This window comes from Bordetella genomosp. 2 (genome assembly GCF_002261345.1).
In the GTDB taxonomy this organism is placed as follows: Bacteria; Pseudomonadota; Gammaproteobacteria; order Burkholderiales; family Burkholderiaceae_B; genus Bordetella_A.
This window is the reverse complement of sequence record NZ_NEVT01000009.1, coordinates 1-22,646: the sequence shown is the minus strand read 5'-3', so window position 1 is coordinate 22,646 and position 22,646 is coordinate 1. Positions and strand designations below refer to the sequence as shown.

13 protein-coding genes are annotated in these 22,646 nt (G+C 71.6%); 5 read left to right on the top strand and 8 right to left on the bottom strand.

Annotation, left to right across the window (positions count from 1 at the left end):
* Positions 1-316: 316 nt before the first annotated feature.
* Positions 317-3,172 carry a phosphoenolpyruvate carboxylase gene (gene ppc / locus CAL24_RS21505; RefSeq protein WP_028355301.1) on the bottom strand — a complete coding sequence of 952 codons (2,856 nt, stop codon included), beginning with the start codon at positions 3,170-3,172 and terminating at the stop codon, positions 317-319.
* Between the two features lie 164 nt (positions 3,173-3,336).
* On the opposite strand from ppc, the gene queC reads away from it, so the two are divergent.
* Both queC and CAL24_RS24470 read left to right on the top strand, forming a co-directional pair.
* On the top strand, positions 3,337-4,038 hold the full coding sequence (queC, locus tag CAL24_RS21500; RefSeq protein WP_028355302.1) for a 7-cyano-7-deazaguanine synthase QueC: 702 nt from the start codon (positions 3,337-3,339) through the stop codon (positions 4,036-4,038).
* A gap of 150 nt (positions 4,039-4,188) precedes the next feature.
* A complete protein-coding gene (locus tag CAL24_RS24470) occupies positions 4,189-11,451 on the top strand; it encodes an autotransporter outer membrane beta-barrel domain-containing protein (protein ID WP_094807888.1) in 7,263 nt (2,420 codons plus the stop codon).
* Between the two features lie 28 nt (positions 11,452-11,479).
* Here CAL24_RS24470 and CAL24_RS21490 read toward each other — a convergent pair whose 3' ends face one another.
* Together CAL24_RS21490 and CAL24_RS21485 are read right to left on the bottom strand one after the other, a co-directional pair.
* A complete protein-coding gene (locus tag CAL24_RS21490; protein WP_094807887.1) occupies positions 11,480-12,667 on the bottom strand; it encodes an MFS transporter in 1,188 nt (395 codons plus the stop codon).
* Between the two features lie 9 nt (positions 12,668-12,676).
* Complete coding sequence (locus CAL24_RS21485) at positions 12,677-13,225, bottom strand: GNAT family N-acetyltransferase (RefSeq protein WP_028355304.1); 549 nt, start codon at positions 13,223-13,225, stop codon at positions 12,677-12,679.
* Positions 13,226-13,349: 124 nt separating this feature from the next.
* On the opposite strand from CAL24_RS21485, the gene CAL24_RS21480 reads away from it, so the two are divergent.
* Together CAL24_RS21480 and ilvD are read left to right on the top strand one after the other, a co-directional pair.
* Positions 13,350-14,243, top strand: coding sequence for a LysR family transcriptional regulator (locus CAL24_RS21480; RefSeq protein ID WP_094807886.1), 894 nt, complete (start codon positions 13,350-13,352; stop codon positions 14,241-14,243).
* Between the two features lie 86 nt (positions 14,244-14,329).
* On the top strand, positions 14,330-16,189 hold the full coding sequence (gene ilvD, locus CAL24_RS21475; protein WP_028355306.1) for a dihydroxy-acid dehydratase: 1,860 nt from the start codon (positions 14,330-14,332) through the stop codon (positions 16,187-16,189).
* Between the two features lie 142 nt (positions 16,190-16,331).
* On the opposite strand, the gene CAL24_RS21470 is transcribed toward ilvD, so the two are convergent.
* The 3 genes from CAL24_RS21470 to CAL24_RS21460 all read right to left on the bottom strand — a co-directional run bounded on the left by CAL24_RS21470 (position 16,332) and on the right by CAL24_RS21460 (position 19,442).
* On the bottom strand, positions 16,332-17,141 hold the full coding sequence (locus tag CAL24_RS21470) for an SDR family oxidoreductase (protein ID WP_028355307.1): 810 nt from the start codon (positions 17,139-17,141) through the stop codon (positions 16,332-16,334).
* 70 nt (positions 17,142-17,211) lie between these two features.
* A complete protein-coding gene (locus CAL24_RS21465) occupies positions 17,212-18,045 on the bottom strand; it encodes an aldo/keto reductase (protein WP_094807885.1) in 834 nt (277 codons plus the stop codon).
* A 218-nt stretch (positions 18,046-18,263) separates the two neighbouring features.
* Positions 18,264-19,442: an MFS transporter gene (locus CAL24_RS21460; RefSeq protein ID WP_094807884.1), complete on the bottom strand. Its 1,179-nt coding sequence runs from the start codon at positions 19,440-19,442 to the stop codon at positions 18,264-18,266.
* Between the two features lie 109 nt (positions 19,443-19,551).
* Here CAL24_RS21460 and CAL24_RS21455 point away from each other — a divergent pair, with 109 nt between their 5' ends.
* Complete coding sequence (locus CAL24_RS21455; protein ID WP_028355310.1) at positions 19,552-20,433, top strand: LysR family transcriptional regulator; 882 nt, start codon at positions 19,552-19,554, stop codon at positions 20,431-20,433.
* A gap of 33 nt (positions 20,434-20,466) precedes the next feature.
* Here the strand turns inward: CAL24_RS21455 and lpdA are convergent, their stop codons facing one another.
* Together lpdA and CAL24_RS21445 are read right to left on the bottom strand one after the other, a co-directional pair.
* Positions 20,467-21,864, bottom strand: coding sequence for a dihydrolipoyl dehydrogenase (lpdA, locus tag CAL24_RS21450; protein ID WP_094807883.1), 1,398 nt, complete (start codon positions 21,862-21,864; stop codon positions 20,467-20,469).
* A 7-nt stretch (positions 21,865-21,871) separates the two neighbouring features.
* A partial coding sequence (locus CAL24_RS21445; RefSeq protein ID WP_141218103.1) for a 2-oxo acid dehydrogenase subunit E2 occupies positions 21,872-22,646 on the bottom strand: 775 nt, incomplete at its 5' end.

The window sequence follows — 22,646 nt, the reverse complement described above, 5'->3', positions numbered from 1 at the left end:
CGCTCGGCTCGGGCGCGCCACCAGGCGCCCTCGGCCCCCTGCGGGGGCTGCCCTCGCTCCAACTGGCCGCCCCGCGCGCCCCGGCACGCCCAGGACTCACAGCGAACGCATGCCTCGCGGCAGGCGGGCAGGTGTCAGACACCCCTGCGCACGATCGTGCTCGAGGAGACGGTGTGGACGGGGTGTCTGACACCTCCATGCAGGCAGGTCCCTGACACCTACCTGGCCCCACGGGACACCAGCAGCATGGGGTTTCGCACCCCGGCACGAGCGGGCGCTTCAAGAACCCAAACGCCCCAACCCCGCAAAAACATCTTCAGCCGGAATTACGCAATCCCGCCGCGATCCCGTTGATGGTCAGGTGGATGGCGCTGCGCACCCGCTTGTCGGGTTCGGCCGAGCCGTCCCGTTGGGCGGCGCGCCAGCGGCGGATCAGCTCGATCTGCAGGTAGTTCAGCGGGTCGATATAAGCGAAGCGTTCCCGCAGCGACGCCAGCAGCGCCGGATTGTCGGCCAGCAACTCGCGCTGGGTCAGCAGGCGCAGCATGGCGACGGTGCGGGCGTGCTCGGCGCTGATCTGGCCGAAGATGCGGTTGCGCAGGCCCCGGTTCGGCACCAGCTGGGCATAGCGTGCCGCGATGGCCAGGTCCGACTTGGCCAGCACCATCTCCATGTTGGACAACAGCGTGCGGAACGCCGGCCACTCGCGCGCCATCTCCCGCAACTGCGCCAGCCGCGCGCGGCGCGAGCGCGGCGCGCCCGGGGCGCCGGTTTCCAGGTAGGCCTCGATGGCCGACCCCACCCCGTACCAGCCGGTCAGCATCAGCCGGCACTGCGCCCACGAAAACCCCCAGGGAATGGCGCGCAGGTCGTCGATGCGCTGGCCCTGCTTGCGCGAAGCCGGGCGCGAGCCGATATTGAGCCCGGCGATCTCGGTGATGGGCGTGGCGGCGAAGAAGTATTCGGCAAAGCCCGGGGTGTCGTAGACCAGGCCGCGATAGCTGCGCTGCGCGGCGTCGGACATGAACGACATGGCCGGACCGTAATGCGCCATGTGCGCGTCTTCCGCGCTGGTGGCGGCCGCGCGCGGCGCCAGGGACGATTCCAGCGTGGCGGCCACCAGCAGTTCCAGGTGCCAGCGGCCCACCTCGGCATCCTTGTACTTGCTCTGGATGACCTCGCCCTGCTCGGTCAGCCGCAACTGGCCGGCCACGGTGCCCGGCGGCTGCGCCAGGATGGCGTCGAAGCTCGAGCCGCCGCCGCGCCCGACCGAACCGCCGCGGCCGTGGAACAGGCGCAGGCGCACGCCGCGCGCGCTGAACACATCGACCAGCGCGCGCTCGGCCTGGTAGAGCGACCAGTTCGACGTGAGAAAACCGCCGTCCTTGTTGCTGTCGGAATAGCCCAGCATCACTTCCTGGGTGCCGTCCTGGGCCTGCTTGACGCGCTGGCGCACCTCGGGAAGATCGAGCCAGGCCGCCATGATCTCCGGGCCGCGCTGCAAGTCGGGGATGGTCTCGAACAGCGGCACCACCATCAGGCCGTCGCCGGCCGCGAGGTCGCTGCCCGGCTCGGGGTCGACGATGAGGCCGGTTTCCTTCTGCAGCACCAGCACCTCGAGCAGGTCGCTCAGGGTTTCGGTGTGCGACACGATGGTCTGCTGCACCGCCAGCTTGCCGTAGCGGGCGCGCGCCGCCGCCGCGGCGCGCAGCACCGCCAGTTCGCGCGTGGTTTCCTCGCTGTAGGCGATCCAGGGCGAGACCAGCGGGCGCGCCAGCGCCAGCTCGGCGCGCAGCAGCGCCACCCGGCCCGCCTCGTCGAGCTGGGCATAGTCCACCGGCTTGCCGTCATGCTGCGCGCCGGCGCGCTTGAACAGTTCGTCCAGCACCCGCTCGTGCACATCGGAACTTTGCCGCAGGTCGACCGTGGCCAGGTGGAAGCCGAACACTTCCACCGCCTGCTGCAGGCCCGCCAGGCGCAGCCGCGCGATCGGCGCGGCATGGTGTGCCGACAGCGAGGCGGCGATGACGGCCAGGTCGTCGGCCAGTTCGCGCGGCGCCGCGTAGGCCGGCGCCGGGTGGGTGACGCGGCGCGCCAGGTCGCGGCCGGTGAGCTGCTGGGCCGTGGCGGCCAGCCTTGCATAGATGCCGACCAGCGCGCGGCGATAGGGTTCGTCGCGCCGGTGGGGGGAGTCGTCGCCGCCGGCGTCGGCCAGCGCGTGCAGCGCCGGATCGGCGTCGATCAGCAGCGTGGTGATCGACAGCTCGGCGCCCAGCGCGTGCACTTCCTGCAGGTAATACTCGAACAGCACCGTGGCCTGGCGCAACAGCGCCAGTTCCAGCGTGCCGGCATCGACGTTGGGATTGCCGTCGCGGTCGCCGCCGATCCAGCTGCCCATGCGCAGGAACGGCTCCAGCGGCGCGGGCGGGGCGGCGAAGGGCTTGGCCGAGTCGCGGCCCAGCAGGCGCGACAGCTCGGCGTATACGCGCGGGATGACGTTCAGGAAGGTGCTGCGGTAGTACGACAGCGCGTTCTCGATCTCGTCGGCCACGGTCAGGCGCGTATAGCGCAGCATGCGGGTCTGCCACAGGGTGGCGACGCGGCCCAACAGGGTCAGGTCGAGCTCGGCGATTTCCTCGGCGGTGAGGGGGCCTTCGCGCTGCACCAGCGCCGCGGCGATTTCGCGGTGCACGTCGAGCGTGCTCTTGCGCTGCACTTCGGTGGGGTGGGCCGTCAGCACCGGCACGACGCGGGCCTCGGCCAGCAGGCGGCGGATGCGGGCGGGGCTGACGCCTTGCTCTTTCAGCAGGGCCACGGCCTCGCGCAGGCTGCCGCGCGGCGGCGTGTCGTCGGTCAGGGCGCGCAGGCGCTGGGCGCGGTTCTGGTCGCGGTCCTCGGCGATGTTGGACAGGTGCAGGAAGTAGCTGAAGGCGCGCGCCACCGAGTTCGGGTCGTTGCCGCGCAGGCGCTTGACGCGCTGCTCCAGCAGCTTGCCGTCGGCCTCATTGCCTTCGCGGCGGAAGCGCACCGCGGTGCGGCGCAGCGTCTCGATGGTGTCGAATACCCGCTCGCCTTCGCAGGCCTGGATGACCTGGCCCAATAACCGGCCCAGCAGCCGGATGTCGTTGCGCAAGGGTTCGGCAGTGTCGGACTGCGGGCGGATGGCTTTCATCGGGCGAGGGATCCGTCAGGCAAAGGGTTGCGTGGAGGCTTTGGGACGATACGGAAAACAGCGGATAAAGCAACGGCGGCCATTTTACGCACCCATCCTTACGGCCCGCCTTGCGGTACAGTTCCGCCATGGCGTCTTGCCTCGCAATTTGTTCAAGTGTGCTCATGCAGAATCATCAACGTCGCGCGCTGGTCCTGTTTTCCGGCGGCCAGGATTCCACCACCTGCCTGGCCTGGGCGCTGGACCGCTATGCCCATGTCGAGACCGTGGCGTTCGATTACGGGCAGCGCCATCGCATCGAACTGGACGCGCGCCTGGACGTGCTGCGCGAGCTGCGCGCGCGCTTTCCGCAGTGGGCCGCGCGGCTGGGCGAAGATCATCTGCTGGACTTGCGCGTGCTGGGCCAGGTGGGCGACACCGCCATGACCTCCGAGCGCGCCATCGAAATGCAGGCCAACGGGCTGCCCAATACCTTCGTGCCGGGGCGCAATCTGCTGTTCCTGACCCTGGCGGCGGCGCTGGGCTACCGGCGCCAGCTCGACGTGCTGGTGGGCGGCATGTGCGAAACCGATTTCTCGGGCTATCCCGACTGCCGCGACGACACCATCAAGGCCCAGCAAGTGGCCCTGGGCCTGGGGCTGGGGACGCGCGTCACCATCGAGACCCCGCTGATGTGGATCGACAAGGCGCAGACCTGGGAACTGGCGCAGCGGCTGGGCGGGCGGGAACTGGTGGACCTGATCGTCGAATACAGCCATACCTGCTATCTGGGCGAGCGCGGGGCGCGCCACGACTGGGGCTACGGGTGCGGCGCGTGCCCGGCGTGCGAGTTGCGGAAGTCCGGCTGGCTGCGCTGGCAGGGGTAGCCGGCCGGCGGGCGACGGCCGGGCGGCGCGCCCGGCGCGCATCGCGCGAGCGGATTCGTCGAGTCAATCGGCGGTTTCGTCGAAAAAAAGCGCTGTGTTCTGTAGTTCCTTGTTAGGTTTTCGGCGGATGCACTCTGCCCGGAAACCGACATGCCGCACGTTCACGCCCGCAAGCGCCATCAACTGATGCGCGAGACCCTGTTGACCATGAGCCTGAGCATGGTCTTCGGCCCATTGACGGCCCGCGCCGACGACATGGTGTGCAGCCCGGACACGATATGCGTCGAGCTGGACCCGGGCGCGCTGCTCGACGAAGAAGAAGGCCTGGCCTACCGGGGCGACGACGGCTCGCACGATGGCGACCGCTCCGGCAGGAACGGCGCCAGGCTCGAGTTGCTGGACCACGGCGCCAACTTCAACCTGGACCCGGTGGCCGGCGGCACGGCGCTGTCCGGGGTGCCGGGCGCCATGTATGTCATCTCGGAGGGCGGCAACGGCCATGACGAAGGCGATGGCGGACACGGCAATACGGTGCGGCTGGAAAGCGCCGGCCGGGTCGACCTGGTGGTGGGCGACCACAATGGCCTGGGCCAGGTCGACGCCGTGCTGTTCGCCGCCAGCCTGGGCGGCCATGGCGACGGCGAGAAGCACGACACCGACGACGACGGCGGCAATAACAACAACAATACCTATGGCGGCGACGGCGGCCAGGGGAGCCGGGTCGAGGTGCGCACCTACGACGCCAGCAGCTATCGCGTGGCGGGCGAGATCCGCAATCACATGTACGGCATCTATGCCGCCAGCGAGGGCGGCGACGGCGGCGACCAGAATTCGTCGGTGCTCGACGACCAGTATGGCGGCACCGGCGGCCAGGGCGGCGAAGTGCGGGTGGTCAACCGCGGCTCGTTCTATTTTTCCGGCGCAGCGCTGGCCGGCAGCGTCGGCGAGCAGTTGAGCATCGGCGACGGCGTCCAGGTGGCGCTGCTGCGCGCCAAGTCGAAGGGCGGCGACGGCGGCGTCGGCAACGGCAAGGCCGGCGACGGCGGCGCGGTGAGCGTCGAGCACCAGGCCGGCATGCTGATGCTGGACGGCACCACCGGCGACAACGTGTCGATCTACGGCATCCGGGCCACGTCCGAAGGCGCCGAGGGCTACGGGTCGGATGACAACTCGAACAACGGCGGCTCGGGCGGCGACGGCGGCCGGGTCGATGTCGGCGTGGCCAGCGATATCGCCATCGGTGTCGCGCGGGCCGGCGGCGCCATTGTCCAGGCCGTGTCCGAGGGCGGCAAAGGCGGCCACGCGCCGGCCAAGGACCACAGCGGCGGCAGCGGCGGCGATGCCGGCGACGTAACCGTGACGCTGGCGCCGGGCGCGGCGCCGTATGTGCTGAGCACCACGGCCGACGGCATGGTCGGCATCCAGGCGCAATCGAAAGGCGGCTTCGGCGGCGATGGCCAGGACGACCTCGCGCTGGCGGGCAAGCCCGGCGGCGCGGGGTTCGGCGGCGACGCCGGCAATGTGACCGTCAACGTCAGCCAGGGCGCCTCGATCACGACGGCCGGCGACCACGGCACCGGCATCGTGGCCTGGTCGGTGGGCGGCGGCGGCGGCACGGGCGGCGATTTCTACGCCATTCTGGGCGGTTCCGGCGGCAAGGGCGGCGACGGCGGGCGGTCCGGCGAGGTGGGCGTCTACAACGCCGGCGAAATCCGCACCGACGGCAACTGGGCCTTCGGCATCGACGCCCAGTCCAACGCGGGCGGCGGCGGCGCGGGCGGCATCAGCACCGGCATCATCGCCAGCGTGGGCGGCGACGGCGGCGTGGGCGGCCAGTCGGGGACCGTGGTGGTGAGCAATTCCGGCGCTGTCACGACCACCGGCTACGGCTCCATTGGCATGAGCGCGCAATCGATCGGCGGCGGCGGCGGCAATGCCGGCGTGTCGCTCGGCCTGGTCTCGGTCGGCGGCAGTCCGGGCGAGGCCAGCGGGGAGGCGCACGGCAGCGCCGTCTACATGTCGAACGCCGGCTCCGTCATCACCCTGGGCGATGCCGCCCCGGGCCTCAGCGCGCAGTCGATCGGGGGCGGCGGCGGCAATGCCAGCGGCACGGTCGGCATCATCGGCGTCGGCGGTAGCGGCGAGGCTGGCGGCGACGGCGGCGCGGTGCACTTCGACGGGGGCGAGTCGGGCACCATCGGGCAGCTCGGGTCGATCTGGACGTCCGGCGATTTCTCCTACGGGGTGATCGCGCAATCCGTGGGCGGCGGCGGCGGCAACGGCGGCGATACGCTGACCATCGGCGTGGGCGGCGCCGTGGGCGTGGGCGGCTCGGGAGAATCGGGCGGCGACGGCGGCAATGTCAGTTTCTACGGCAGGGACCCGGCGTCGATCACGACCTCGGGCAGGAATGCGCACGGCATCCTCGCCCAGTCGATCGGCGGCGGCGGCGGCGCCGGCGGCAGCGCGCCCCACGCGGGCTTCTTCGATTTCACCGCGGTGATCGTGGGCGGCGACGGCGACCATGGCGGCGACGCCGGCGACATCGCCTTCGCCTGGGACAACCTGGCGGTGAACACTGCCGGCGACGCGGCGCGCGGCGTGATGCTGCAGTCCATCGGCGGCGGCGGCGGCGCAGGCGGCGGCGTGACCTCCGGCACGGTTTCCGTCATGGCCGAGTTCGTCACGGGCGTCGGCGGAATGGGCGGCAACGGCGGCGATGGCGGCACCGTCGCGGCCCAGATCGGCAATTCATCCATCAACACACTGGGCCCGGACAGCGGCGACCCCGATGCCTACAAGGTGGCAGACGCTTCCGCGGTGGTGGCGCAATCCATCGGCGGCGGCGGGGGAGCCGGCGGCAATGTGTCGGACCACAGCGCGGTCATCGGCATTATCTTCACCGAGGTCGGCACCGCCGTGGCGTGGGACAACCTGGTCGTGGTGGGCGGACAGGGCGGCAAGGGCGGCGATGGCGGCCGCGTCACGGCCAACGTATGGGACTCCGGCCTGAGCACCGCGGGCCAGTACTCGAACGGCGTGCTGGCGCAATCGGTCGGCGGCGGCGGCGGCGACGGCGGTTCCGCGCATGCTTTTTCGGTGACCGCCGTGTTCGGCCTGGAAAGCATCAACATCCAGGATGAAGTCGCGGTGGGCGGCCAGTGCCACGATGGCGGCGACGACAGTTGCGCCGGCGGCGACGGCGATGTGGTGAGCGTCAGCCTGGGCGACTGGGACGGCATCGGTCAGACGGTGGTGCAAACCAGCGGGGATTATTCCAACGGCGTGCTGGCGCAGTCGGTCGGCGGCGGCGGCGGCGACGGCGGCTCGGCCAACGCCTATTCGTTCGATTTCGAGACCGGCGCCGCGTTCAGCGTCGGCGCGCTGGTCACCGTCGGCGGGCAGGGCGGCGCGGGCGGCAATGGCGGCGACGTCGTCGTCACCGCCGACAGCAGCGTGCAGATCGCCACCAACGGTTCGGGCGCGCGCGGCATCGTGGCGCAGAGCGTGGGCGGCGGCGGCGGCACCGGGCAGGGCACCGGGGTCTACCTGGGCGTGGACGGCCAGGTCACGGGCGAGGTGGACGGCGGCGTGGCCGTCGATGTCGGCGTCGGCATGACCGGCGGCGCGGGCGGCGACGGCGCCGAAGTCATCGTGGACAACCGCGGGCTGGTCTACACCGACGGCCGCGACAGCGATGGCGTGCTGGCGCAATCGATCGGCGGCGGCGGCGGGGTCGGCGGCTCGCTGGGCGCCGACGAGGGCGACATCCTGGACAATACCTTCAACGCGATCAAGGCCATCCGCGACGGCGACTGGCTCACCGCCAACGGCACGCTGGCCGTGAAAGTCGGCGGCACCGGCGGGCTGGGCGGCCACGGCGGCCCATCCAGCCTGTATCAATACGGGTCGGTCTACACCTCCGGCGACTATGCCGACGGCCTGGTGGTGCAATCGATCGGCGGGGGCGGCGGCATCGGCGGCGGCAGCACGTCCTCGACTTATGAAAACTGGCTGGATGTGAACATTGCGGTGGGCGGCCACGGCGGCGGCGGCGGCCAGGGCGGGGCGGCCCTGGTGTCGCTGGGCGACAGCGTCGACATCGGCACGCAGGGCTACGGCGCCTATGGGGTGCTGGCGCAATCCATCGGCGGCGGCGGCGGCCAGGGCGGCACCGGCACCCCGGCGACCAAGGGGCATATCATCATCGGCGCCGGTGTCGGCGGTGGCGGCGGCGATGGCGGCGACGGCGGCAACGTGACCTTCGTCTCGCGCAGCAGCAACTGGATCCAGACATACGGCGATGCCGCGCACGCGGTGGTCCTGCAATCGGTGGGGGGCGGCGGCGGCACCGGCGGGCTGACCATGGGCTCGGGCGGCACGCCGTTCGGCGTCTCACTCGATTTCACCCTGTCGGTCGGCGGCGCCGGCGGCGACGGGGGGAATGGTGGCAGCGTGGATGTCTGCACCGGCGGCGCCTGCGCGGTCACCAACCTGTTTACCCGCGGCGACATGGCGACCGGCCTGCTGGCGCAGTCAGTGGGCGGCGGCGGCGGCCTGGGTTCGCTGGGCGATCCCGATGCCGACCCCGTCCGGTCCATCCAGCTCGACCTCGGCCTGGTGCTGGGCGGTTCCGGCGGGGACGGCGGCAACGGCGGCGCCGTCAACGTCCAGGGTACTTACAGCATCGCCACTGCGGGCGCTTTCTCGCACGGCATCGCGGCGCAGTCGATCGGTGGCGGCGGCGGCATGGCCGGCGTCAACGACCCGATCGGCGTGCTCGATTTCACCTATGAAGAAGGCGAGCCTGGAGTGGGCGTGCGCGCCTCGCTGGGCAGCCTGGATGACGGCGTGGGCGGCGATAGCGGCGTCGTCGACGTGTCGGTCAACGGCGCGATCCAGACCGCCGGCGACGGCTCGCACGCGCTGGTGGCCCAGTCGGTCGGCGGCGGCGGCGGGATGCTGGGCAGCGTGGCCGACAGCGACGCGCCCATCACCGGACCGGTCCCGCCCATCGAGCGCGTCCTCGCGCTGGGGGCCGATGGCGAACTGACGGGCGGCCACGGCGGCGCCGTGGCCCTGCAGAGCGGCGCCAGCATCGTGACGTATGGGCGCGGCGCGGTCGGCGTGATCGCCCAGTCGGTCGGCGGGGGCGGCGGGATCGCCAGCGTGAGCCATGTTTCCGACGCGGGCCAGGTCAGCCTGGGCGGCGGCGCGGGGACCTGGGGCGACGGCGGCGCCGTATCCGTGTCGCTGGCGGGCGGCGAGATCGCGACCCACGGCATGGGCAGCCACGGCGTGGTGGCGCAATCGATCGGCGGCGGCGGCGGCATCGGCGGCGACCTGGCGCAGGCGATTTCGGTCGACGGCGCGTCATGGGCCGGCAGCGGCGCCCGCGTGAGCGGCAGCGGCGGCGACGTCGCGGTGGCGGTGCAGAACCAGGTGTTCACCAATGGCGCCAATGCGCACGGGGTGGTCGCCCAGTCGATCGGCGGCGGCGGCGGGCTGGCCGGTTCGGCGCAAGGCGGCTTTGCCGGCAGTGTCAGCGCCGCCACCGACAATGCCGACAACCGGGGCGGCCGGGTGGCCGTGAACATCGGCGGCACGGTCACCGCCAGCGGCGACGGCAGCGCGGGGGTATTCGCCCAGAGTGCCGGCGCGGACCGGCAAGGCGGGCCGGTGGCCGTGACGGTGGACGGCTCGGTCATCGGCGGCACCGGCCGCGGGGCCGGCGCCTGGATCGCCAGCAACTCGACCGAGCGCAGTTCGCTGACCATCGGCAGCGCCGGCCAACTGTCCGGCATGTCGGGCACGGCGGTCCGTTATGACGGCGCGGCCGGCATCGCGATCCAGAACAGCGGCCTGCTGTCGGGCAGCGTGTATTGCAGCACGCCGGGCGCGTGCGGCATCGACAATGCGCCGGCCGGCAAGATGTCGGGCGCGGCGGTCTACCAGGCCAGCGTGACGAACGCCGGCCAACTGGTGGTGAGCCCGCAGGCCGACCGTTTCGGCCGCCTGACCGTGGCGGGCAACTACAAGCAGGCCGGCTCGGGCGTGCTGATCGCCGATGTGGATTTCGCCAATATGCGCGCCGCCAGCATGGCGGTGCAGGGCGATGCGGAACTGGACGGCCAGGTGGCGCTGAGCGCCGCCAGCCTGTTGCCGGGGCGCGAGCTGACGCTGCTCGAGGTGCGGGGCGCGTCGACCGGCGCGCTGCAGGCCCGCGACACGCCGATTTTCGACTTCGACTTGCGGCAGGTGGGCAGCCAGCAGCGCGTCAGCGTGAAGGGGGCCGACTTCGCCGCCGCTAGCCAGGGCCTGGCGCGCAACCAGCGCGCCATCGCCGGGCACTTGCAGGAGATCTGGGACCAGGGCGGCACTGTCGAGCTGGCGCCGTTGTTCGCGGTATTGAATAGCGCGTCGGGCCAGGGGGCGGGCGTGTACCGCGACCGGCTGACCGACCTGTCGCCCGGCGTGAGCCTGGCGCCGGCCGCGCAGATGCTGGCCGGCATGGCGGGCTTCACCGGCGCGATGATGTCGTGCCCGGCCATGCCGGACAGCGGCACTGACGGGCGCGAGCAGGATTGCTTCTGGGGCCAGGCGTCGCGCCGCAGCGCCGACCAGGACGCGGTACAGGGCACGCCGGGCTACTCCTTCGACAGCAACACCTATCAAGTCGGCGGGCAGCGCGAGTTCCGCCCGGGCTGGTTCATCGGCGGCTCGGCGGCCTACCAGAACAACAGCCTGCGCGCCGACAACGGCCGCGCGGGCGGCAGCGGCGACGTCGGTTATGCGGGCGTGGTGCTGAAGCACCAGGCCGGGCCGTGGGTCTATTCGGCTGCCATCGGCGGCGGCTACGGTTCGTACGACCTGGACCGCAGCCTCGGCATCGACGGCTACGACCGCCAGGCCAGCAGCAGCCCGGATGTCTACAGCGCCGGCCTGCGCCTGCGGGTATCGCGCCACATCGGCATCACCGAGCAGTTCTACCTGAAGCCGTATGTGGACCTGGATGCGCTCTACGCGCGCATGCCCGGCTATACCGAGTCGGGCGGGCCGCTGAGCCTGGACGTGGACAGCAGCGACCAGTTCGTGGTGGGCCTGTCGCCGACGCTGGAAGTCGGTGGGCGCCTGGACCTGCCCGATGGCGCGACCATGCGTCCGTACGCTTACGCCGGCGCGTCGTTCCTCAGCGACGACTCGTGGGATGCCCAGGCGCGCTTCAAGGGCGCGCCGGCCGGCAGCGACGGCTTCCGCGCCTCGTTGCCCGGCGACGATGTGATCGGTCGCTTCGGCGTGGGCATGCAGGTCAACAACCGTTCGGGGCTGGATTTCCGGCTGCAGTATGACGGCGAAGTGTCCAGCCATACGACCAGCCACGCCGGGCAGCTCAAGGTGATCTACCGGTTCTAGCGGCGCTGGCGCCGGTGCGCCGCGCGGCTCAGCGTGCGGCGGCCTGGCGGCCGAAGCGCAGCGACAGCCACGCCGACGCCGCCAGGATGGTGGCCGCCAGGGCCATCGACACCACCATCGCGGCGCGCGGTCCGCCCCAGGCGATCAGCTCGGCGTACGCCACCGGCCCCGCAGCCGTCAACAGGAAGCCCGGCACCAGCAGGCGGCCCACCAGCGCGCCGTAGACGCGGTAGTCGAACAGGGCGAGCGGCAGGGTGCCGCGGGTGATGGTCAGCAGGCCGTTGCAGGCCCCGTACAGGCAGGCATAGAGCGCCGCCGCGACCGGGTGGCCGCCCAGCGTGCCGGCCAGGAAGCACAGCGGCAGCACGGCCGCGGTCAGCAGGTTCAGGGCCAGCGGATGCAGTCGCGCGCCGAACAGCAATTCCAGCAGCCGCGCGCTGACCTGGCCGATGCCCCACAGTGCGGAAATGCCGACCGCCGCCGAGGCGGCCAGTCCCAGGCCGGTCAGCATGGCGATCAAGTGCGTGGCGTTGGCCGCGGCCAGGAAATTGGTGAGCATCGCGATCAGCGCGTAGAGCGCTTGCGCCAGCCGTTGGTCGGCGGGGCTGCGGGCCAGGCCCGGCTGCCGGCCGGCATGCGCCGCCTCGGCCGGATAACGGCCCGCCGGCAGCGCCAGGTACAGGGGCAGGGTCAGCAGCGCCAGGCTCGCGTAGGCCAGCACGGCGCCGCGCCAGCCGAGCGCCTGCGCCAGCATCTGTCCGACCGGCCACATGACGGTGGAAGCCAGGCCGCCGAACAGGGTGATCTGCGACATGGCGCGCCGCGCCTGCGGGCCGCCAATGCGCGCCAGCGTGGCGAAGGCCGCGTCGTACAGCGACAGCCGCATGCCGATGCCCAGCGCGACCCAGGCGGCGTAGTACGGCACGGCGGCGTGCGCCGCCGCCAGCAAGCCGCACCCCAGCGCGGTGAGCAGCGCGCCGGCCGGCATGACGCGGTGTCCGCCCCAGCGGTCGATGGCGTGGCCGGCCAGCGGCGAGGCGACCGCCATGATGACGATGGCCAGCGAGAAGCCGCCATAGATGCGCGCGGCGCTCCAGCCCAGTTCGGCCTGCATGGCCGGCCCGAAATTGCTGATCAGGTAGAACGAGACCCCCCAGCCGACCAGCTGGGTGATGCCCAGGCAGATGACCGCGCGGGCGGGAATGGCGGCGGGCACGCGCGGTTCTCAGGCGCGTTCGGCGGGCGTGCCGCGGTCGCCGTCGCCCAGCGCGCGCTGCATCAGCACCGTATCGCGCCATTCGCCGAACTTGTAGCCCACCGAGCGCAGCGTGCCGGCCGGATGGAAGCCCTGGCTGGCGTGCAGGGCCAGCGAGGCCGCGTTGCGGCTGTCGCCCACCACCGCCAGCATCTGGCGCCAGCCGCCGGCGCCGCAGCGCTCGATCAGCGCCGCCAGCAGCCTGCCGCCGATGCCGTGACCGGCCTTGCCGGGCTTCACATAGACCGAGTCTTCCACCGTGTAGCGGTAGGCCGGGCGCGGCCGGTACGGCGTGGCGTAGGCATAGCCGACCAGCTCGCCGTCGAGCTCGGCCACCAGGTAGGGCAGCCGCTGCGCCAGCACCGCGTCGCGCCGCGCCCGCATCTCGTCGCTGGAGGGCGGCTCTAGTTCGAACGACGCCGTGCCGTGTTGCACGTGGTGGGCGTAGATGGCGGCGATGGCGGGGATATCGGCGGCGGCGCTGTCGCGTATGACGAGCGGGGAAGCGGAAGCGGGCATGGGGCTGGGAGGCGGCCGGGAAGGCGTTGACGATAAACCCGCAGTGTGCGCCCGGCCCATGCATTAATAAAGCTTTGGTTTATTATGCAATGCATAAGCAATTCTTTGAAAACGGGGCACTGGCATGCGCGGTCTCAACCTCGACCACCTGCGCATTTTCCTGGACGTGATCGAACTGGGCAGCTTCTCGGCCGCGGCCGACAAGCACGGGCTGACCCAGCCGGCGGTGAGCCTGCAGGTGCGCCAGCTGGAGCGCCGCTACGGTCTGCGCCTGGCCGAACGGGTAGGGCGGCGGGTCGCCGCCACCGCCGCGGGCGCCGACTTGCTGGTCCATGTGCGCGCCATCGACGCGGCGGTCGAGCAGGCCGAGCGCAGCATGCAGGCGCACAGCGCGCAGGTGGTGGGGCGGGTGCGGCTGGGCACCGGCGCCACGGCCTGCACGTACCTGCTGCCGCCGCTGCTGGCCGACCTGCGGCGGCGTTTCCCGGCGCTGGAAATCGTCGCCAGCACCGGCAACACCGCCGACGTGCTGCGCGGCATCGAGGCCAATACCCTGGATATCGGCCTGGTCACGCTGCCCGCGCCGGGCCGCATGTTCCAGGTGACGCCGGTGCTCGACGACGAGTTCGTCGCCATCTTCCCGGCCAGCGGCAAGCTGCCGGCACGCGTCACGCCGCACGCGCTGGCCGAGCGGCCGCTGGTGTTGTTCGAGCCCGGCGCGCGCACGCGCGGCCTGGTCGACGACTGGTTCGAGGCCGCCGGCCTGCGCGCCCGGCCCGTCATGGAGCTGGGCAGCACCGAAGCCATGAAGGAGCTCGTGGCGGCGGGCCTGGGCTGCGCCGTGCTGCCGCGCATGGCGGTGCCGGCCGGCCGCGGCCGGCCGGGGCTGCGCGTCAAGCCGCTGGCCCCGCGCCTGGCGCGCACGCTGGCGGTGGTGCTGCGCGGCGACAAGCCGCTGCATCGCGGATTGGGCCAGCTGCATGCGGCGCTGCTGGCCCTGGGCGGCGGCGCGGCCTGACGACGCCCGGTGCGCGCGCCCGGCGGCCCCTGGCGATCCGGCGTATTATTTAGCACTTTGCGAACCCCATCCGCCCGAGAAAGACCATGCCGCAATACCGTTCCCGCACGTCCACCCACGGCCGCAACATGGCCGGCGCCCGCGCCCTGTGGCGCGCCACCGGCATGCAGGACGGCGATTTCGGCAAGCCCATCATCGCGGTGGTCAACTCGTTCACGCAGTTCGTGCCGGGCCACGTGCACCTGCGCGACCTCGGCGCGCTGGTGGCCAGGGAAATCGAAGCCGCCGGCGGCGTGGCCAAGGAATTCAACACCATCGCCGTCGACGACGGCATCGCCATGGGCCATGGCGGCATGCTGTATTCGCTGCCGTCGCGCGAACTGATCGCCGATTCGGTCGAGTACATGGTCAACGCGCACTGCGCCGACGCCATGGTGTGCATCTCGAACTGCGACAAGATCACCCCGGGCATGCTGATGGCCGCCATGCGGCTGAACATCCCCGTGGTGTTCGTGTCCGGCGGTCCCATGGAAGCCGGCAAGATCAAGTCGCCCACCGACGGCAAGGTGCTGGCCAAGATCGACCTGATCGACGCCATGATCAAGGCCGCCGACCCCAACATCACCGACGCCGAGGCCGAGCAGTACGAGCGCAGCGCCTGTCCCACCTGCGGCTCGTGTTCCGGCATGTTCACGGCCAACTCGATGAACTGCCTGACCGAGGCGATCGGCCTGGCGCTGCCGGGCAACGGCACCATCGTGGCCACGCACGCTTGGCGCAAGGGCCTGTTCGAGCAGGCCGGCCGCCTGGTCGTGGACCTGTGCCGCCGCTACTACGAACAGGACGACGCGTCGGTCCTGCCGCGCAGCATCGCCACCAAGAGCGCGTTTCAGAACGCCATGACGCTGGACGTGGCCATGGGCGGGTCGACCAACACGGTGCTGCACCTGCTGGCCGCCGCGCAGGAAGCGGGCGTGGATTTCACCATGTCCGACATCGACCGCATTTCGCGCAAGACGCCGTGCCTGTGCAAGGCCGCGCCGGCCACCGACAAGTACCACATCGAAGATGTGCACCGCGCCGGCGGCATCCTCGGCATCCTGGGCGAACTGGCGCGCGCCGACCTGCTCGACCTGAGCTGCGGCAACGTGCACAGCGGCACGCTGGGTCAGGCCATTGCGCAGTGGGACATCAACGGCGGCGCGGGCGAGGCGGCGCAGAAGTTCTACCGCGCCGCGCCCGGCGGCATCCCCACCACGGTGGCCTTCAGCCAGGACGCCACCTTCCTGACGCTCGACCTGGACCGCCAGGGCGGCTGCATCCGCAGCAAGCAGCACGCTTATTCGCAGGACGGCGGCCTGGCCGTGCTGTACGGCAACCTGGCGCCCAAGGGCTGCATCGTCAAGACCGCCGGCGTGGATGAGTCGCAGTGGGTCTTCACCGGCCGCGCGCGCGTGTTCGAAAGCCAGGACGACGCCGTCGAGGGCATCCTGGGCGACAAGGTCGCGCCGGGCGACGTGGTGGTGATCCGCTACGAAGGCCCCAAGGGCGGGCCCGGCATGCAGGAAATGCTGTATCCCACCTCGTACCTGAAATCCAAGGGCCTGGGCAAGACTTGCGCGCTGTTCACCGACGGCCGCTTCTCGGGCGGCTCGTCCGGCCTGGTCATCGGCCACGCCTCGCCCGAAGCGGCCGAGGGCGGCAACGTGGGCCTGGTCGAGGACGGCGATCGCATCGAGATCGACATCCCCAATCGCACCATCCACCTGGCCGTGTCCGACGAGGAACTGGCCAAGCGGCGCGCCGCCATGGAAGCGCGCGGCGCCCGGGCCTGGCAGCCGGTCGACCGCCAGCGCGTGGTCTCGCAGGCGCTGCAGGCCTACGCCGCGCTGGCCACCTCGGCCGACCGCGGCGCCGTGCGCGACGTGTCGCAACTGAAGCGGTAAGCGCTCAAGATACAAGGTGTCTGACACCCGCGGGTGTCAGACACCTTCATGAAGCGATTTAGGTGCCAGACACTCTTTGGCATTTAGGTGTCAGACACCCAAGGGGTGTCTGACACCTGGCCGCCGGCCCACCGCCCGCGGTTCAGATCACCGACGACGCCCCGCCGTCGACCGGAATGATCGCCCCCACCACATAGGCCGAGCGCGGGCTGGCGAGGAACAGCGCGACGTCGGCCACTTCCTCGGCCTTGCCGTAGCGGCCCAGCGGTATGCTGGACTGCCCTTCGGCCAGCGCCTCGTCGCGCGTGATGCCGCGGCGCTTGGCGTCCAGTTCCAGCACCTGCTCGACGCGCTGCGTGAAGACCGGGCCGGGGTTGATGCCGTTGATGCGGATGCCGTAGCGGGCGTAGTGCGCCGCCAGGCCCACGGTGGACAGCATCAGCGCCGCGTTGGCCGACCCGCCGGCCAGGTGCGTGCTGGTGGGGCGCTTGCCGCCGTTGCCGATGATGTTCACCACGATGCCGTTGAGCGCGCCCGCCGGGCGGTTGGCGGCGCGCGCCCGCATGCGCGCCAGCACGGCGTCCTGCACGTGGATGTAGGAGAAGAACTTGGCGTCCATGGCGGCGCGCCACTTGGCGGCGTCCAGGTCTTCGGGCTCGTGGCGGCGCGCGGCGCCGGCGCTGTTGACCAGGATGTCGATCGGGCCGATATCGGTCTCGATGCGCTCGATGACCTGCGCGGCGGCCTGCGGGTCGGACAGGTCGGCCGCGTACACCGCCACGTTGTGGCCGCTGGCCTGCAGCTGCGCGCGCGCCTGCTCCAGGCCTTGCGGATCGCGCGCGACGATGGCCACGTATGCGCCTTCGGCGGCGAACGCGTTGGCCACCGCAAGGCCGATGCCCTTGCTGCCGCCCGTTACGACCGTTATCTTGCCGTTCAGTTTCAGGTTCATCTTGCGCTCCCAGGGGACGATGGCGGTCAACGATACTCCATCCGCGCCGCGTCCCGCCGAGAGCGCGGCTTCAGTCCCACTGCGGCGCGAGCCCGTCCGGCGACACCAGGCGGCCGTCGGGACGCGCCAGGCCGGCCAGCGCGCGCATGTCGGCGGCGTCGAGCTCGAAGTCGAAAATGCGGGCATTGTCGGCGGCCCGCTCGGCGCGCAGCGTCTTGCTCAGGGCAATGACATTGTCCTGCTGCACCAGCCAGCGCAGCGCGACCTGCGCCGGGGTCTTGCCCAGGCGCTGGGCGATGGCGCCGATGACCGGGTCCTGCAACACCTTGCCGTCGGCCATGCCGTAGTAGGCGGTGATGCTCATTCCCAGGCGCTGCGCCTCGGCGCGCACGGCCGACTGGTCCAGGTAGGGGTGGTACTCGACCTGGTTGTTGACCAGCGGCGCGGCGCTCAGCGCGGCCGCCTCGCGCATCAGCGCGGTGGTGAAGTTGCTGACGCCGATATGGCGCGCCCGGCCGCCGGCATGGGCCTCGTTCAGCGCGGCGATCTGCTCGGCCAGCGGCACCTTGCCGCTGGGCCAGTGCAGCAGCAGCAGGTCGACGTAGTCGGTGCGCAGCCGGGCCAGGCTGTCCTGCACCGACTGGCGGAAGTCGGCGCCGCGATAGTGGTCGACCCAGACTTTGGTGGTGACGAACACCTCGTCGCGCGGCACGCCGGATTCGGCCAGGCCGCGCCCGACCTCGGCTTCGTTGCCGTAGATCTGCGCGGTGTCGATATGGCGGTAGCCCAGCTGCAGGGCCGTCCGGACCATGCGGACGGTGTCTTCGGAGGCCATGCGGAACACGCCCAGGCCCAGGGCGGGAATGGTGGCGCCGTCGCGGCCCAGGGGTTTGGTGGGGATCATTGCGGAAGGTTCCAGAAGTGAAGAGGGAAAGAAGGAATAAGGGGGGCGGCGGTGGCAGGTGTCTGACACCCCCTGGGTGTCAGACACCTTGTAATAGACACCTGGTAATGAGGGAGATAGGAGGTGTAGGGGAAGGTGTCAGACACCCAGGGGTGTCTGACACCTCAAGAGACGCCCTCAGGTATCTGACACCTCCCTGCACCTCCCGACGCGCTGTGTCATGCCCGCGCGCACTCGGTGGCGGGCGCGGCGCGGCCGCGGCGGTCCAGGTTCCAGCTGTACAAGGCGATGGCCAGGCCGCTGGCGGTCACGGCGGCGGCGACCAGCGGGGTGGCGGCCAGGCCGGGGCCGTGGTCGATGGTCAGGCCGCCCAGCCAGGCGCCGCCGGCATTGCCCAGGTTGAAGGCGGCGATGTTGAAGGCCGACGCCAGGTTCGGCGCGCCGCCGGCTTTCTCCAGCACGCGCATCTGCAGGGGCGGCACGGTGGCGAAGGCGGCCGCGCCCAGCAGCGCCACGGTGATCACCGCCGCGACCTTGGCGTATACCGTCAGGCTGAAGACGGCCAGCACCACCGCCAGCAGGGCCAGGCTGCCGACCAGCGTGGGCATCAGGCGCCGGTCGGCCAGCTTGCCGCCGTAGGTGTTGCCGGCCACCAGGCCCACGCCGAACAGCAGCAGGATGGGCGACACGGCGCCGGGGCCGAAGCCGGTAAGCTCGGTCAGCAGCGGCGCGATATAGGTGAAGGCGGTGAACACGCCGCCGAAGCCCAGCACCGTCATGGCGAAGCCCAGCAGCACCTGCGGGCGGCCCAGGGCGCGCAATTCGCCCATCAGGTCGCCGCCCTGGTCGCCGCGGCTGCGCGGCACCCAGGTGGCGATCGCCAGCATGGCCACCACGCCCACCGCGGTGACCGCCCAGAACGTCGAACGCCAGCCCCAGGCCTGGCCGAGCCAGGTGCCGAACGGCACGCCCAGCACATTGGCCAGGGTCAGTCCGGTGAACATCAGCGCGATGGCCGAAGCCTGCTTGTCGGGCCTGACCAGGCTGGTGGCGACCACCGAGCCCACGCCGAAGAACGCGCCGTGCGCCAGCGAGGTCAGCACCCGCGCGGCCATCAGGGTGGCATAGTCGGGCGCCAGCGCACAGGCCAGGTTGCCCGCGGTGAAGATCAGCATCAGGCCGAGCAGCAGCGTCTTGCGCGGCAGGCGTGCGGTCAGGATGGCGACCGGCGGCGCGCCCACCACCACGCCCAAGGCGTAGCCGGTGACCAGCAGCCCGGCGCTGGACAGCGAGACGCCCAGGTCGGCGCCGACTTCGGGCAGCAAGCCCATGATGACGAATTCCGTGGTGCCGATGCCGAAGGCGCCGACGGCCAGCGCCCATAGTGCGATAGGCATGAGTCTCTCCTGAGGTTTTCGGGTTTACCCGTAGGCTTGGCATTGTGCGCCGCGCCATCTATGAGAAAAATAGGCCTACAATCACTTCACTTGTGACGGGAGATCAAAGATGGCGCTCAGTTCCGAAGCCTTGCGGGTGTTCCTGGCGGTGGTGGACACCGGCAGCATGAGCGCCGCCGCCGAGTTCCTGGGGCAGACCGCTTCGGGCGTCAGCCGGGGCCTGTCGCGCCTGGAAACGCAATTGGGCGTCACGCTGTTGACCCGCACCACGCGGCGCATGGAACTGACCGATGAAGGGCAGTTGTTCCTGCAGCGGGCGCGGCGCATCGTGGCCGAGCTCGACGATGCCGAGGAATGCATGCGCATCCGCCTGCAGCAGCCGGCCGGCAAGCTGCGCATCGACGCCTCGGCGCCGGTGATGCTGCATTGCGTGGTGCCCCATGTCGGCGAGTTCCGCGCGCGCTATCCCGAGATTTCCCTGGAGCTCACCAGCAACGACCGGATCGTCGATCTGCTGGAGCACCGCACCGATATCGCGCTGCGCGCCGGCCCGCTGTCGGATTCCAGCCTGCATGCCCGGCCGTTGCGGCCGGCGCCGCGTTTCCTGGTGGCCAGTCCGGCCTATGTGGCGCGGCGGGGCGCGCCGGCCACGCCCGAGGCGCTGGCCGGGCACGAGCTGCTGGGCTTCACGCAGCCCGAGACCTTGAACGTCTGGCCCCTGCGCCACGCGGGCGGGACCGGGCTGGCGATCGCGCCGACCCTGGCGGCGTCCAGCGGCGAGACCCAGCGGCAACTGGCGCTGGGCGGCGTGGGCATTGCCTGCCTGTCGGAGTTCATGGTGCGCGACGACCTGGCCAGCGGGCGCCTGGTGAAGGTGCTGGAACACGCCTACACCGATTACCTGCAGCCCATGCACGCCGTCTACTACCGCAATACCCAGTTGGCGCGGCGCATCGCCTGCTTCCTGGATTTCTTCGCCGAGCGGATCTGAACGGCCGGCCGCTGCCCGGCCGGCCGTTCACCTTCAGATGTGCAGGGCGCGTCCGTAGGCCGCCAGCACCGATTCGTGCAGGGCCTCCGCCAGGGTCGGGTGCGCGAACACCGTGTGCATCAAGTCCGCCTCGGTGGCTTCCAGCGTGGCGGCCACGCCGTAGCCGGCGATCAGCTCGGCGGCTTCCGGATGGATGATGTGCGCGCCCAGCAGTTCGCCCGAATCGGCGTCGAACACTGTCTTGACCAGCCCTTCCGCCTCGCCCATGGCGAGCGCCTTGCCGTTGCCGGCGTAGGGAAAGCGCCCGACGCGGATCCGCCGGCCGGCGGCCCCGGCCTGCTCGCGCGCGCGCGCTTCGCTCAGGCCCACGCTGGCCACCTGCGGATGGGCGTAGGTGCAGGCCGGGATGCACAGCGGGTCGAGCGGCTGGACCGGCTGGCCGGCAATGGCGTCCACGCACAGCAGGCCTTCGTGGCTGGCCTTGTGCGCCAGCCACGGCGCGCCGGCCACGTCGCCGATGGCGTACACGCCGGGTTCGGCGGTGCGGCCCAGGCCGTCGGTGACGATGTGGGTGCGCTCGACGCGCACGCGCGTCTGTTCCAGGCCCAGGTCCTCGACATTGCCGACGATGCCGGCGGCGACGATGACGCGCTCGACGTCGACCTCGCGGCGGCGGCCGCCCTGATCGAGCGTCACGCGCACCCCGGCGGCGGTGGGGCAGGAGGCCGCGACGGTGCAATCCGTCAGCACGCGGATGCCCTGTTTCTCGAACGCCTGGCGCGCCAGGCCGGCGATTTCGGCGTCTTCCTGGGGCAGGATCTGCGGCGCCATTTCCGCCAGCGTCACTTCGGCGCCCAGCGTGCGGTAGAAGCTGGCGAACTCGACCCCGATGGCGCCGCCGCCCACCACCAGCAGGGATGCCGGCAGCGCCGCCGGCGCCAGCGCCTCGCGGTAGGTCCAGATGCGTTCGCCGGCCGGCAGCGCGGGCAGGGCGCGGGGCCGGGCGCCGGTGGCCAGCACGATGTGGGCGGCCGACAGCGTCGCGCCGTCGTCGAGCGCCAGCCGGCCGGGACCGTCCAGGCGCGCGCGCGCCCGGTGCACGGCGACGCCATTCTTCTTGAGCAGGTGCGCGACGCCGCGCCCCAGCTGGCCGGCTACTTTGCGCGAGCGCGCCACCATGGCGGCCAGGTCGGGGCGGGCCGCGGCGGCGCCAGCCACGCCGTAGTCCGCCGCCGCGCGGCAGGCGCGCAGCACGGCGGCGCTGTGCAGCAGCGCCTTGGTGGGGATGCAGCCCCAGTTCAGGCAGATGCCGCCCAGTTCGGCGCGTTCGACCAGCGCGGCGCGCAGGCCGAGCTGGGCGGCGCGCAGCGCGGCCACGTAGCCGCCCGGGCCGCCGCCCACCACGGCGATGTCGTAATCGTGTCGGCTCATCGCGGCCTCACAGCAGGATGCGCACGGGATGCTCGATCCGGGCGCGGAAGGCGGCCAGCCAGCGCGCCGCCACGGCGCCGTCGACCGCGCGGTGGTCTGCCGACAGCGTGACGGTCATGAGCATGGCGGCGCGGATTTCGCCGTCCTCGTCCACCACCGGCCGGCGCCGGGCCGCGCCGACCGCCAGGATGGCGGCCTGGGGCGGGTTGATGATGGCGGCGAACTGGTCGATGCCGTGCATGCCCAGGTTGCTGACCGTGAGCGAGCCGCCGGTGAACTCCTCGGGCCTGAGGCGGTTGGCGCGCGCGCGCGCGGCCAGCTCGGCGATCTCGGCGGCGATGGCGCCCAGCGGCTTGGCGTCGGCATCGCGCACGATGGGCGTGACCAGGCCGCCGTCGGTGGCGACCGCGACCGAGATGTCGGCGCCGGCATGGTGCAGCAGCGCATCGTCCTGCCACGACACGTTCAGCCCGGGTTCGTCGCGCAGGGCCTGCGCGGCGGCGCGCACGATGAAGTCGTTGACGGTGGGGCGCGGGCCGCCGTCCTGTCCCGCCTGTGCGCGCAAGGCCAGCAGCGCGTCGGCGCGGCAATCGACCGTCAGGTAGAAGTGCGGCACTGTCTGTTTGCTTTCGCTGAGGCGGCGCGCGATGGCGCGGCGCATGCCGGTATGCGGCACGCGCTGTTCGTCGGGGCGCGCGGCTGGCGCGGCGGCCGGGGGAGGCGCGGCCGAGGCCGGCGCGCGCCGGGCGGCCGCCTCGACGTCGCGCCGCACCACGCGGCCG